At 70.0% G+C, this 12,558-nt stretch carries 13 protein-coding genes and 1 rRNA gene; 6 read left to right on the forward strand and 8 right to left on the reverse strand.

All coding sequences use genetic code 11. The features are described from left to right. Both rrf and D7V88_RS31815 read left to right on the forward strand, forming a co-directional pair. Window positions 1-68: ribosomal RNA gene (rrf, locus tag D7V88_RS45700) — 5S ribosomal RNA — on the forward strand; the annotation flags it as partial. Between the two features lie 201 nt (window positions 69-269). Beyond that, complete coding sequence (locus tag D7V88_RS31815; RefSeq protein WP_208726596.1) at window positions 270-713, forward strand: hypothetical protein; 444 nt, start codon at window positions 270-272, stop codon at window positions 711-713. Window positions 714-722: 9 nt separating this feature from the next. Here the strand turns inward: D7V88_RS31815 and D7V88_RS31820 are convergent, their stop codons facing one another. Then, entirely contained in the window at window positions 723-956 is a 234-nt protein-coding gene (locus tag D7V88_RS31820; RefSeq protein WP_244238504.1) for a SlyX family protein, read from the reverse strand. Here D7V88_RS31820 and D7V88_RS31825 point away from each other — a divergent pair. Further along, window positions 955-1,254: a tetratricopeptide repeat protein gene (locus D7V88_RS31825; protein ID WP_120544379.1), complete on the forward strand. Its 300-nt coding sequence runs from the start codon at window positions 955-957 to the stop codon at window positions 1,252-1,254. The genes D7V88_RS31820 and D7V88_RS31825 overlap by 2 nt on opposite strands. 3 nt (window positions 1,255-1,257) lie before the next feature. Here D7V88_RS31825 and D7V88_RS31830 read toward each other — a convergent pair whose 3' ends face one another. The 3 genes from D7V88_RS31830 to D7V88_RS31840 form a co-directional block, all read right to left on the reverse strand. Beyond that, the gene (locus D7V88_RS31830; protein ID WP_120544380.1) at window positions 1,258-2,226 is read right to left on the reverse strand and encodes a tetratricopeptide repeat protein; all 969 of its coding nucleotides are present in this window, start codon (window positions 2,224-2,226) and stop codon (window positions 1,258-1,260) included. Between the two features lie 8 nt (window positions 2,227-2,234). Further along, the gene (locus tag D7V88_RS31835; protein ID WP_120544381.1) at window positions 2,235-2,579 is read right to left on the reverse strand and encodes a DUF7577 domain-containing protein; all 345 of its coding nucleotides are present in this window, start codon (window positions 2,577-2,579) and stop codon (window positions 2,235-2,237) included. 136 nt (window positions 2,580-2,715) lie between these two features. Beyond that, on the reverse strand, window positions 2,716-3,138 hold the full coding sequence (locus D7V88_RS31840) for a hypothetical protein (protein ID WP_120544382.1): 423 nt from the start codon (window positions 3,136-3,138) through the stop codon (window positions 2,716-2,718). A 215-nt stretch (window positions 3,139-3,353) separates the two neighbouring features. Here D7V88_RS31840 and D7V88_RS31845 point away from each other — a divergent pair, with 215 nt between their 5' ends. Then, entirely contained in the window at window positions 3,354-3,545 is a 192-nt protein-coding gene (locus tag D7V88_RS31845) for a hypothetical protein (protein WP_120544383.1), read from the forward strand. Between the two features lie 60 nt (window positions 3,546-3,605). Here D7V88_RS31845 and D7V88_RS31850 read toward each other — a convergent pair whose 3' ends face one another. From D7V88_RS31850 to D7V88_RS31865, 4 genes are all read right to left on the reverse strand, one after another. After that, window positions 3,606-4,433, reverse strand: a complete 828-nt coding sequence (locus tag D7V88_RS31850; protein ID WP_120544384.1) for a hypothetical protein — start codon at window positions 4,431-4,433, stop codon at window positions 3,606-3,608. Next, window positions 4,430-5,203, reverse strand: a complete 774-nt coding sequence (locus D7V88_RS31855; RefSeq protein ID WP_120544385.1) for a hypothetical protein — start codon at window positions 5,201-5,203, stop codon at window positions 4,430-4,432. The genes D7V88_RS31850 and D7V88_RS31855 overlap by 4 nt, the downstream gene beginning before the upstream one ends. Further along, on the reverse strand, window positions 5,200-7,137 hold the full coding sequence (locus tag D7V88_RS31860) for a TonB-dependent receptor (RefSeq protein WP_120544386.1): 1,938 nt from the start codon (window positions 7,135-7,137) through the stop codon (window positions 5,200-5,202). Before D7V88_RS31860 ends, D7V88_RS31855 begins: the two co-directional genes overlap by 4 nt. Before the next feature lie 718 nt (window positions 7,138-7,855). Beyond that, window positions 7,856-8,287, reverse strand: a complete 432-nt coding sequence (locus D7V88_RS31865; RefSeq protein ID WP_244238505.1) for a hypothetical protein — start codon at window positions 8,285-8,287, stop codon at window positions 7,856-7,858. Window positions 8,288-8,538: 251 nt separating this feature from the next. Here D7V88_RS31865 and glpD point away from each other — a divergent pair, with 251 nt between their 5' ends. After that, on the forward strand, window positions 8,539-10,236 hold the full coding sequence (gene glpD / locus D7V88_RS31870; RefSeq protein WP_120544388.1) for a glycerol-3-phosphate dehydrogenase: 1,698 nt from the start codon (window positions 8,539-8,541) through the stop codon (window positions 10,234-10,236). A gap of 411 nt (window positions 10,237-10,647) precedes the next feature. After that, a complete protein-coding gene (locus tag D7V88_RS31875; RefSeq protein ID WP_120544390.1) occupies window positions 10,648-12,456 on the forward strand; it encodes a S8 family serine peptidase in 1,809 nt (602 codons plus the stop codon). Window positions 12,457-12,558 lie beyond the last annotated feature (102 nt).

Here is a 12,558-nt window from a genome sequence, read left to right on the forward strand (position 1 = left end):
AAGTTAAGCCCTCCAGAGCCGATGGTACTCCGCGGGAAACCGCGTGGGAGAGTAGGTCGCTGCCGGATTCTTTTTGAAGAGCCCCTGGTGCCGTAAGGCGCCAGGGGCTTTTGTCTTTGCGGGCTTGCGCCTGGCTTCGTCGTGCTCGTGCGCGTGGATTGATCCGGCGTGATGCGAACATCCCGGGTCTGGCTTTGAGACTGGCTTGCCCCTGGCTGCTTTGCTTGAGTGGCGCTTCTTCCCCCTCTTGCTGGACAGGAGCCTCTCGCATGCATCTGCTTCGAATCTACGCCGCCGGTCTGCTCGCGCTGGGATTCCTTCTCGTGCCCGCTCGCTCCGAGGCTGCAGCCGGTGTTCGGCTCGGCGTGGGGGCGGACTACTGGGTGGACACCAGCGCGGCCTTCAACTTCACCCTGGGCGTCGAAGGGCATGTCGCGGGACCCATCTTCGTGGGCGCGCGCTTTGGCGCGGTGCTGGTGACGGACGGGAACATCATTGGCGTTCCGCTGGACATCTCCATCCGCGCGAACGTGGGCCGGACGGTCTACGTGGAGGGCCTGGCGGGGCCATGGATCTTCTTCAAAGGGGACACCTTCAAGGCCCATGCGGCGTTCGGCTTTGGCCTCCAGGGGAAGGCCGCGAGCATCGGCGTCGAGGTGGGCTACCTCGACCCGAATCCCATCATCGGCCTGCGGCTCGGCTACAAGTTCTGAGGCGACGCCTCAGTAGTGCGGCGGGCGCTCCTGCTGGCGGGCGTCCACCATGCCCGGCTCGGCCTCGAGCTTGCGCTTGAGGCCATCCATCTCGGCCCGGAGCGCGTCGATGACGCGCCCCTGCTGGTAGAGGACGTCGCTCAGCTCCTGCAGCAGTTCCTGCTGCTGCGTGTAGCGGATTTCCAGCTCGACTAGGCGCTTGTCTTCCATTGCCGTCTTCTCCGCGGGGGAACGCTGCCCCATGAATACCCTCGAATACCTTCAACGTGCCCGCGAGTTGCTCGGACGGGGGCAGCCCGAGCTGGCGGAGTCCGCGTTGAGTGACGCCATTGATGCAGCCGTGGCGGCGGAGGACCTCGTCCTCCTCACCCAGGCCCGCTTCGCGCTGGGGGAGCTGCTCTTCCAGCAGGGCCGTGATGAAGAGGCAATCCCCTTCCTCCAGGCCGTAGTCCGGACTGAACGGGCCGACGGGTCCGTGGATGCCCCGGTCATCGCCTCCGCGCGGATGCTGCGCCAGATTCGGGGGCAGGAGCCTCGCTGACGTTCAGGGCAGCCGGCACTGCTCTCGGATGGCGTCCATCCGCTGCGGGAAGCGCCGCTCCAGGTCCGTGCGTGTCTGGCGGGCTCCCTCGAACCTTCCGGCCTTCACCTGGAGCGTGCACAGTGTGGCCAACGGCCGCGTGTCCGCGACATTCAGCCGGTCCGCCCGCAGCAGGGCTTCCTCGGCGGCGTCATCGTTCCCGAGCTGGGCCCAGGCGAGCCCGAGCTGGAAGTGGCCTTCCGCGAGCTTCGGGTCCGCCTGGACCGCCTGCTGCAACAGGTTCACCGCCTCCCGGCTGCGCCCGCTCTTGCTGAGCACCAGGCCCTGTTCCACCAGGAGCCGGGCGGGGGGCATCCTGCCTTCCAGGGTGGCGAAGACCTTGAGCGCATCGTCGGGCTGCCCCATGCGACTGAGCAGCCGGCCGTAGCGCACCCCGACGAGTGCATCGCCTGGGACTCGCTTGTGGGCGCGGGCCAGGGCCTCCGTGGCGTTCGCGAGGTCGCCTTTCTTCTCGCTCAGGTCCGCCCAGAGCAGGTCCGCTCTGGGATCCGCTGGTGCGAGCTCGATGGCCTTGTTCAGGGACTGCTCCACGCAGCGGCTCATCCGCTCCACGTCGCAGATGCTCGCGAGCAGGAGCTGGGTTTCCACCGCCGTCGGGTCCCTCCGCTCGGCTTCCAGGGCCAGGTCGTGGGCCTGCGCTGGCGCTCCTTCCTGCAGGAGCTCCGCCGCCGTGCGCAGGTCCTGGGCCGTGGCCTTGTCGTTGGACTTCAGCGGCACCAGGTAGGTCAGCCGGCTGTCGATGTTCTCCGTCGCGCGGGCGATGGCCAGTTCCTGCTCGGGCATGTTCCGGGGCAGGAACAGCGGGATGAGGTGGATGGCGAGCGCTCCCGCGGAGACCCAGAGGACACCTCGCATCCCCTGGCTCCAGCGCCGGTCGCGACGCTCCTCTGGCCCGTTCGACGGATCGCTCATGGCGGTTCCTAGACGGCTCGCAGGTGGGGGCGCAGGCCCGTGGGAAGCTCCAGCCCACAGCTCCAGCAGAGCTCGAAGTTGGCCGGGATCTCCTCACCGCACCGGGGGCAGGTCACTGACCGGTTCGCTGCTTCCTGGTTGGCCTGCAGCTCGGAGAGGACCTGTCGGCCGGCTTCCAGCTCCTGCGGCCATAGCCACAGCTCCACCCAGGCCTCGGTGCTGGGAATCTCTCCGCTCAGCGGTGCCAGGGACTCGCCTCGGATGTCGACCGAGAGACCGGCCGACTCCAGGGCGCCCGCAAGCATCCGCGCCTCTCCGACCGTGCGGTGCACGGAGAACTGCACGCGCTTCATGATGCTTGTCTGTCAGAAGCGGGCCGTCCCGGCAACCGCCCCTGGTCGCACCCCTGCTGTCCCACTTGTTTCGCTGCTGCCCTGGACTTATCCCGCCCTCACCTCGCGCGGCCTGGCGGGGCCGTGTGGGCGTCCGTCACTCATCGTGGCGGAGCTGGTGCGGCAGGACGGCATGGGCATGGCGCGGCGCCCGGGCGTGCAGCTCCGTGGTCAGCAATGCATCCAGCTCCGCGAGCAGGCGATCATACCCGCTTCCGGCGCCCTTCGCGGGCAGCCGCTCGGTGGCGAGCCTCACGCGGGGCATCTCTTCGTCCTCGAAGGCCAGCGTCACCGCCAGTCCGTCCGGGCCTCCGGCCTGGGGGGCCAGCGTCGCGGGCTCGGGCTCCCGCTGGAGGGTCTCCAGCAGTGGCGTCAGCCGGCGGATCTCCTCGGGTGTCAGGTCGCGCTCCGTCACCGGCTCGCCCTGCTCCAGGACGCGCAGGTGTCTCAGGCCCTCCACTCGCAGCGCCTGGGCACCGGTGTTGGTCCGACCGCTGCGCTCGTAGGTCACTGTCTTCACGCGCCGTACCTCCCTGAAGTCAGGAGTAGGCATCCGTCTTCCGGTCCGCATCCTGGCAGACGGGCGTCAGGCCCTGCCGGGGCGGGGAAGTGCGCCCGAGCGACCGGTGCCCGACAGTGCGGGGCGCCCTCGGGCCCCTGCGCTTCCGGAGGCTGCCTCCCTACCGTGCTCTTCGTCCGGACACGCCTGCCCGGACACACGGAGGCCGCAGAACGATGAGCAAGAACAAGAACCCCAGCCCCAATGACCAGCGCTCCCATTCCAAGAACCCCGAGCGCCCCGAGCACAAGGCCGGTCAGGACAACCGCTCCAACCAGATGAACCCGAATCATCCCCACTCGCCGCCCCAGACGCCGTCCTCGGGGAACAAGGGGGACATGCCGGGCGGGAACGGTTCGAAGCACTGAGCGTGGTGATGCGAGAGGTCGGCGGAGTCCTTCCGCCGGCCTCTCCTGCTTCCACGGTTCCTAGCGGACGCGCGGCGAGCACTCGCCTTCGCCACGGTAGTGACCCACGGTCCGCACGAGCGCCGTCACGAAGTCGCGCAGGGTGCGCACGCTGCCCGCGCCTCCCGTGCCGTACTGGTTCGTGGGAAGGGTCGTCAGGTCCACCAGGCCCAACTCATCCAGCGTGACTTCTCCGTCCGGCCCCACCACCCCGGTGCTGTCCGCGGCCGCGATGGCGTCGAAGCGCATCTTCGCGTCGGGCGATTGGAGGTCGTCGAAGAACAGGTGGTCGCCGTGGATCGTGAGCTGCACCGTCTCCGTGCCGCCCTTGGGCACCGTCACTCCGCTGCCGATGTCCTCGTTCTCGCAGCGCTCGTAGAGGGTGTTGGTGGGGAAGCCCCAACGGAAGCGCTTCGACGCCGCCCCCTTCGTCGCGGTGCCCTCGACATAGACGGACCAGCCTTCGGTGTTCATCCGCGTCACGTCCTCGGCGTCCGCGTTGCCGGCGGTGGCGTCCGTGGCGGGGGCGATGGCGTAGCTCACCGCGTCCCATTCCTCGGAGGCCAGGTCGTTGAAGGCCGCGACGCTCACGGGGCCCGGACGGTGGACGTCGTAGACCTTCGCGGGCGCCTGCTCGGCGGCGACTTCGCCCTCCTGGTTGGCGACCTTCAGCTCCCCCAACTTCACGAGGAACTTGGTGTAGCGCACGGTCCAGCCGTCCTCGAACGCGGAGGCGGGGATCTCCTTCTCGATGAAGTCCTCTCCGTAGGCCGTGAACGCCACGTTGCCCTGACCCGACGAGCAGGCCATCAGGCCCAGACACGACACTCCCATCAGCCACTGCTTCATTGTGCTGCTCCTTCCACCCACGTCACGACGTAGGCGCTGGTGTCTTCCACGCCGCGCACCAGGGCGTTCTGCGCCTGGCTGTCAGCGGGGAAGGTGGAAACGCCCGCCGCGTCCGGAAGCGACGCGGTGGCGAAGTTGATGCGGTTCACCCACTTGCCCAGGTCCACCGCGATGCTCACGGCGCCGGGCTCCTGTTTCAGCTCTCGCTCGAAGCGCACGCCCTCGATGGCCTTGGGCAGGTCCACCGTCGCGTCGAAGTGCACGGTGGCTCCCGACGTGTGGCTCGCTGTTCCGCGGACGTGCACCTGGTGGCCGCCCAGCACGTTCTGCGCGTCCGTGGCCGCCGTGGGTGTCGCGAGCGTCAGCTCCAGCGAGCCGTACGAACCCGTGACGGCGTTGGCCTCGCCCAGGAGCGCGCCTCCGTCCGCGAGCAGGTCCACCGTCTGGACCTTCAGCACCTCGCCCAGCGCGTCCCCGGGGACATAGTGGCCGGGGTGTGCGTTCGCGGTGCCTCCGATGAGCGAATACCAGTGGAAGCGTGGGGCCTTCGACAACAGCACGCGGCCCTCGAAGAAGCGCACCGTGCCCACCGAGAGCTGGATGGCTTCCGGTGTGACCGTCCAGCCGTGCTCGTTGGGGGTCGTGGGCGCTATCGACGTCATCGACACGTTGAACGTGCGGCGCTCCGCCTCCGTCTTGGTGTCATCGCCACAACCCAGACACATCAGGGTCGCGGCCACGGCCAGGGTGCTGCGCAGCAGGGATTTCATAGGTGGACCTCCAGGGTGAGCGAGGCCATGCGTGGCGACCCCGCGGTGAAATGCCGGGCCGGCACGAGGCTGGGCGGCGTGGATGGGTCGAAGCGCGAGCTGTAGACAAACTCACCGTCTCGCCAGCGCGTGTTCAGCAGGTTCTTCACATCGAGCCGCAGGGCGAAGGCACCCCTCCGCAGCGCGGCTTGCACGTCCGCGAGGAACACCGTGCGGCTGAACTCGTCGTAGGGCAGGGGGCGCGGACCGATGAGGGTGAGCCCCGTGCCCAGGGACAGGATGGCGCCCAGGCCCGGGAGCGGTCGGTCCCAGCCGACGTCCGCTCGCGCGACCAGCGGCGCGAAGTAGGGCAGCCGTGCGTCTGTCTTTGACACCGTCGCGTTCGCGAGGGTGGCGCTTAGCGCTGCCGTGACGCCCGGGAGGGGACGGGCTTGCAGTGCCGCGGAGAGGCCCGTGCGCAGCGTCTCTCCCGTGAACACAGTGGTGCCCACGGTGTGGTCGAAGAAGAAATCGTCCTCCACCTGCGAGCCGAAGAGGCTGGCTTGAAAGGACAGACGTTTGCCTTCCCGCCGGGTTCCCAGCTCCGCTCCGTGCACGTCCACGAACGGGGCGCGTTCTCCCTCGGAGAGGCTTCGTGCCTGGGGGGAGCGGAAGCCGTCGCCGTAGCTGGCGAACAGGGCCCAGGTGTCGGTGAGCGCGTATTCGATGCCTGCCTTCGCTCCCCAGTGCACTCCGAAGGCGCTGCGCGAGTAGCCCTGGCCGTCGTAGAAGCGCGGATCCCGGAACGCGAGCGCGTCGAAGACCTCCACGCCCAGCGCGTCGGCCCGGCCTCCCAGGCGGAAGGCCCAGCGGCCCAGGGGGAGCCTTGCCTCGGCGTAACCCCAGACATCCGTCTGGGTGATTTGCGCGTCCACTTCGTCCGCGAAGAAGGTGCCGTCCGTCTCGCGGTAACGGCGTTGCGTCTGCTGGATGCCGTCGCGACGCCCTCCCAGGCCCAGCTCCAGCGCGACGGGCTGGTCGAAGAGGGTGACCTGCCGGCGGTGCTCGGCGCGCAGGCCCAGGATGGAGCCTCCGTTCGTCTGCTCCAGGCCGTCGCCCCGGTCGTCCACGCGGTAGCCGGTGAAGTTGTTGCGCAGCCTCAGGTCCGAGAGGATTCCGAAGGCTTCCAGCCGCGTGCGCGCCGTGCCTTCGCGCGGCAGGTCCACGCTGAACAGGAGCTGGTGCCGGGACACCGTTCCGCCCTGACGCTCGAAGGAGCCGGAGTAGAAGGTGCGCCGGCCCGCTTCCAGGTCGTCCTCGCGCACCACTCCGGGCGAATCGAAGCGCGTGACGTAGCTGCCTCCGAGGATTCGCGCCTTCAGGCCGTGGCCCAGGTCCACGTTGGCCTGGGCGAGGAGAGAGGCCCGGCCGTAGCTTCGCTGGGGACCGAAGCCGTCGGCCTCGCCGAGTTCGGCTGCGGCGAACGTGCCGGGGTCCTCGCCCGGACGGACCGTCACGACGAGCCGGCGCTGACCGAACTGGCCCAGGGTTCCCGCGAACTCCACGCCCTGCTCCCGTGCGCCCAGGTCCATCCGCACCGTGCCCGCGACCGCGAAGTCTCCCTGGAAGGCCCGGTAGGAGCCCTCCGTCACCTCCAGCGACTGCACGAGCTCCGGGATGATGAAGTTGGTGTCCGCGTAGCCGAGCGCGTGGATGTGGCTCACCTCGTTTACCGGCAGTCCGCCGACGTTCAGCTCCACGTCCTGGCCGTGCAGCGCGTCGAAGCCTCGGAGGAAGAGCTGCTGCGCCTTGCCCTCGCCGCTGTGCTGCGAGGCCACGAGGCCCGGCACCACCCGCAGGACGTCCGTGGCGTTCGTGCGCGGGGCCGTGTCGAGGATGTCCCGGCCGATGGTGACCTCCGACGCGCTTTGCGCGGGGCGCGTGCCTCGCACCACCGTGGAGCGCTGCTTCGTTCCTTCTTCCGGGAGGGGCGCTTCAGGGCGCGGAACCGCGTCCGATGCGAGGGCTGGGGCTTCGGGAGGGCTTTGTGTCCCGCTGGGGGAAGCGAGGGCGGGCGCTTCGGGCGGAGGGCTTTGTGTCCCGCTGGGGGAAGCGAGGGCGGAGCCTTCCTTGGATTCGGTGGGCCGCGCTGAGGCGGGCACCTGTGGCCGGGTGGGCGGCGGCTCGGCTCCGGGGGCTTGCGGCCAGGTGTGAGGCTCCGTGGCCTTCTGGGACGGTGTGCCTGCCTCGTTGTTGGCCTTGCTGTTGTTCGACGCGCCTTGCGTCGCTTCGGGGTGTGTCCCCTCGGTTTCGTTTCCAGAGACGCCGTCGGGCGGTGACTCGCGGGTGGGCACTGCCTGTGCCAGCCGTGTCTCCGGTTGCGTCGGCGTGACTCCGGTCACCGCGGATGTGCTCGTCCCCGCCTGGATGGCTTCCCGCGGCACTGCGTGCAGGCATGTCGACAGCGTGGCGATGGCGATGAGCAACATGGGCACGGGAGGAAGCGGCACGAGGAAATGGCGACACGTCCCCGGGGCGCGAGTCGACGCACGCCCAGGACGCAATGAAAGACAATGCGAGGCGAAACGCGCTCATGGCCCATGCCTGGCCAAGGCCAGACGGGTCCCATGCTCGCGAGATGTCCTTACGGAAGTACGGAGGGTCCTGGTTTTTCTACGGACCCTGCGGCATCGCGGTGGACCGCAGGCGCTGCACCGGTGACCACTCCGGTCCTCGCGCGGGCTCCACCGTCCACGACACCCACCGCAACGCGGGCGGCACGAACACCGTCCAGCTTGCCGCTACCGCCAGCAGGTGCTCCACCGAGCCCGCCTGATGCCGGTGTCCATGCCCCTGCTGCCCGGAGCCGTCATCCCCATCCGGGGTTCCACCGCGCCCGGTCTCCGCGACGCACGCGGACGGCTTCGTCTGGGACCCGGCCGCCTTCCGCGCCGACGGGGTGCCGCAGGGGGCCTTGGCTTCGGTTCCCTCGTGGTGGGCGTGGCCGCCCACTCCGTGCACGTGGGCCTGCCCACCCAGTCCCCCTCCGTGACCCACCACCGCGTGCAGCACGGGCGCCACCGCGAGCCCGTACACCAGGACCATCAGTCCCAGGCACGCCAAGTCACGTCGGTCTCGCGGGTCCCACACGGTGGTTCGTTCTCGGAAGGGAGGCGTCCTGGACGACGGGTGGACGACACCCGCCTCCCTAGCCGTCCGCCTCCGGACACGCAAGCGCGCCCCCCGCTCGCTGTCCGACACTGCCCAGGGCGTCCCGTCCCCTTGTCCCGTAAGCCTCTTGACGCATTGCATTGGAATCCGCTGCAGCCGCAGTCTTCCCGTCATAGACTCCTGACGTGCGTTCTGAATCCGCCGTGCTCCGTTCGCTTCCTGCCCTGACGATTCCCTCGCCGCCGCCTTCGCGCGCCGAGCGCCTTCGCGCGTTGGGGGCCGAGTCCTTTGATCTGCTCGTCATTGGTGGCGGGGTCACCGGCGCGGGCGCGGCCCGGGATGCGGCGCTGCGCGGCTTGAAGGTCGCACTGGTGGAGCGTGAGGACTTCGCCAGCGGGACGTCCAGCCGCTCGTCGCGGCTGATCCACGGGGGCCTGCGCTACCTGGAGCACGGTCACCTGGGGCTCGTCTTCGAATCCAGCATCGAGCGGCGGCGACTGCTGACGCTGGCGCCCCATCTGGTGCGACCGCTGGCCTTCGTGTGGCCCGTGTACGCGGGGGCGCGGGTGCCCCGGTGGAAGCTCAACGCGGGCCTCATGCTGTACGACGCCCTGTCGCTGTTCCGGAACGTGAAGGCGTATCAGCGGCTGTCGCTCAAGCAGGTGCTGGCGGCGGAGCCGGGCATCCGTTCGGAAGGGCTCAAGGGCGGCGCGCGCTACTACGACGCGGCCACCGACGATGCGCGCCTGACGCTGGCCAACGCGCTGGGCGCGAGCGAGGCGGGCGCGGTGGTGCTCAACCATGCGTCCGTGAAGCGGCTGGTGCTGGAGGACGGCAAGGCGACGGGCGCGGTGGTCGTGGATCACCTCACGGGCGCGGAGCACACCGTGCGCGCCCGCGCGGTCGTCAACGCCACCGGGCCGTGGAGCGATGAGATCCGCCAGCTCGACGCGGGGACGACCCGCTCCGGTCCCGCGGTGCGCGGCAGCAAGGGCGTGCACATCGCCGTGCCCCGTTCACGTCTGAGCATCCAGGACGCGCTCACGCTGTTGTCCCCCGTGGATGGCCGCGTGATGTTCATCCTGCCCGCGGATGGGTTCACGCTCATTGGCACCACCGAGACGGCCACCCGCGCCCACCCGGCCGAGGTGCGCGCGAGCGAGTCCGACGTGGCCTACCTGCTGGCCTCCGCCAACGCGTTCTTCCCCGAGGCCCAGCTCACCCGCGACGACCTGGTCAGTGCCTGGGCCGGCATCCGGCCGCTGGCCGCCAGCGGCTACCACGGCAACACCGACGCGGGCAGCGCCAGCCGCGAGCACGCCATCGACGTGAGCCCGTCCGGGGTGCTCGCCATCAGTGGAGGCAAGCTCACCACCTTCCGCGTCATGGCCCGCGACGTGGTCAACGCCGTGGAGCGCCACCTCTCCATGCCCCACCGCAAGTCCACCACCGATGCGCGACCCCTGCCGGGCGGCGACATCGCGAAGCTGGCCACGGAGTTCGCGGCGGCGCGTGAAGAGGTGGGCGACGTGGCCACGGCCGAGCATCTGGTGCGCGCGTATGGCAGTCGCTGGCGCGCCGTGTGGGCGCTCGCTCGCGAGACGCCGGAACTGGCCGAGCCGCTCGTGGAGGGCCTGCCGTACCGCCTCGCCGAGGCCGCGTGGGGCGTGTCCCACGAGATGGTCCAGACGCTGGCCGACCTGCTCATCCGCCGTCTCAAGGTGGCGTTCGAGACGCGGGATCAGGGTCGCTCGGCCGCGGTCCGCGCCGCCTCCGTGATGGCGCCGCTGCTGGGGTGGGATGCAGAGCAGACGGAGCGCCAACTGGCTGCCTATGACGTGGATGCCCAGCGCATCTTCGGCGTGGATCCCGCGGACGCCTGACCTTCCGATGGGGCTTGCCCGCATGCCCCGAACGGTCGGGCCTGAAGGCCCGGAGGGCTGGCGCGCCCCGGAGCGGACTTCGTTGCCAATGGTCGCGAACGGCCTGCCCGTGGATGCCTGACTCCCCGACGGGGTGGCGGGCCGGTCCTCAACGCGCCCCGTCGTGCTCTCGCGGACGTGGGCGTTGAAGGGGCGGGTGCAAGGCCCCCGAGCGTTGGCCTCCTCACGTTGTGCTGCACCGCGTGCCCGTCGGGCGCATGACAGCCGCCCGAGCAGTCGTCCTTCGTCCATGCTTAAATTGTTTTTGGGAACGGGAAGTGGGGCTGCTCCGTTCTCCCCAGCCGTCTTTTCGGGGGCGGCGGGTCACGGCGCGGTACCTCCCGCTGTCCGGGCACGAAGGAGATGCACTCCATGAAGCGTTGGCTTTGGCTTGGGCTCGGGTTGTCTGGTCTGGTGGCTTGCGGCAGTGACCCCGACCCCATCGATGTCGTCGTTCCCCAGGCGTGTCCCGGCACCACCGACCAGTCGCTGCCCGGCACCGCGTCCTCCTCCCTGCGCGCGCAGGAGCCCGCGGACGGGGTGATCATCACCTTCAAGCCCAGGGTCTCCGCCAACGCGCTGTCCGCCACGGCGGACTTCGCGGCGGTCGTGGAGCGCGAGGGTGGTGCGGTGAAGCGCCGCTTCCCCAACCTCAACATGGTGTCCGCGCGGCTGTCGCCCGAGGCCCTGGCGAAGCTGAAGCAGAACCCGGACGTGCTCTCCGTGGAGCCGAACCGCCGCGTGTACGCGTCCAGCCTGCCGGCGTTTCCCCCCATGGCGTCGTGGCAGGGGGTGTTCAACCGGCAGGGCTCCGTGGGCGAGTACACCGAGGGCCTCAAGCTGGTGCAGGCGCCGCAGGTGTGGGACGCCAACAACGACGGCATCCTCGACGCCAACGCCCCCACGGGCGAGGGCGTCAAGGTGTGCGTCATCGACAGCGGCTGGGACAGCAAGCACCCGGAGTTGAAGGCGGCCTACGTGGGCGGCATCGACTACGTGGACGGTGACGACGACCCGACGGACCAGAGCGAGGCGCAGGGCATCGTGACGGTGGGCGGCGGCCACGGCACGCACGTGGCGGGAACCATCCTGGCCCAGTTCGGCGCGGATTCGGGCGCACGCGTGGCCGCGGGGCTGGAGCCCAACGGCGTGGTGGGCGTGGCGCCCGGCGCGTCGCTGCTCGTCGCTCGCGTGCTGGACGTGAAGGGCGGCGGCAGCACCGACGACGTCATCGAGGCCGTGCAGTGGTGCCAGTCGCAGGGGGCGAGGATCGCCTCGCTGTCGCTGGGCGCGGACAGCCCTTCCACGAGCGAGCAGATCGCGTTCGAGCGGGTGTGGAACGGCGGCAACGGCCTGCTGTCCATCGCGGCGAGCGGCAACGAGGGCAGGGCGGGCATCTCCTATCCGGCCGCGTACCTGCCGTCGGTGATGGCGGTGGGCGCGGTGGACTCGCAGGGCGGGTACGCGGAGTTCTCGCAGTTCGGTGCGCAGCTCTCCGTGGTGGGCCCGGGGGTGAACGTGCTGAGCTCCACCGTGCTGGGCGCCGCGGCGCAGTCGACGTTGGCCGCGGGGCCGGCGGCCATCACGTCATCGCCGCTGTCGTACACCGCGCAGAGCAGCTACACGGGCCGGCTGGTCAACTGCGGCCTGGGCACGGACCGGACCTCCTGCGGCGAGGCCGCCACCTGCGACGGCTTCGTCGCGTACGTGGACCGTGGCGACATCTTCTTCGAGGAGAAGGCGCGCAACGTCATCGAGGCCGGGGCTCGCGCGGTCATCATCGGCAACAACGTGCCCGAGGATGGCGACGGCACCTTCACGCTGGGCTCCGCGTCCTCGCACTGGGTGCCGACGGTGTCGGTGTCGCTGGCGTCCGGGGCCATCCTCAAGAAGATGGAGGGCCAGGATGTGACCGTGAATGTCACCGGCGTGGACTACCAGCGCGAGTCGGGGACCTCCATGGCCACCCCGCACGTGTCGGGCGTGGCCGCGCTGGTGTTCAGCGCCAGGCCGGACCTGTCCGCCGCGCACGTCCGCGCGGTGCTGGAGAAGACGGCGCTGGACGACCAGGTGACGCCGGGCTTCGACGAGAAGTACGGCCACGGCATCGTGCAGGCGGCCAAGGCCGTGGCGCTGGCGCGCACGCTGCCCCAGGGTGGCGGGCCGCTCCCGCTGCCGTAACCCCCGCACGCTTCGGTGCTCCAACGCCCCCGGGCCCCTTCAGCGGGACCGGGGGCGTTTTTGCGTCCTCCGTCCGCTTCGATCCATGGCGGTGGAACAGGC

The organism is Corallococcus terminator (assembly GCF_003611635.1).
Classification (GTDB): Bacteria; Myxococcota; Myxococcia; order Myxococcales; family Myxococcaceae; genus Corallococcus; species Corallococcus terminator.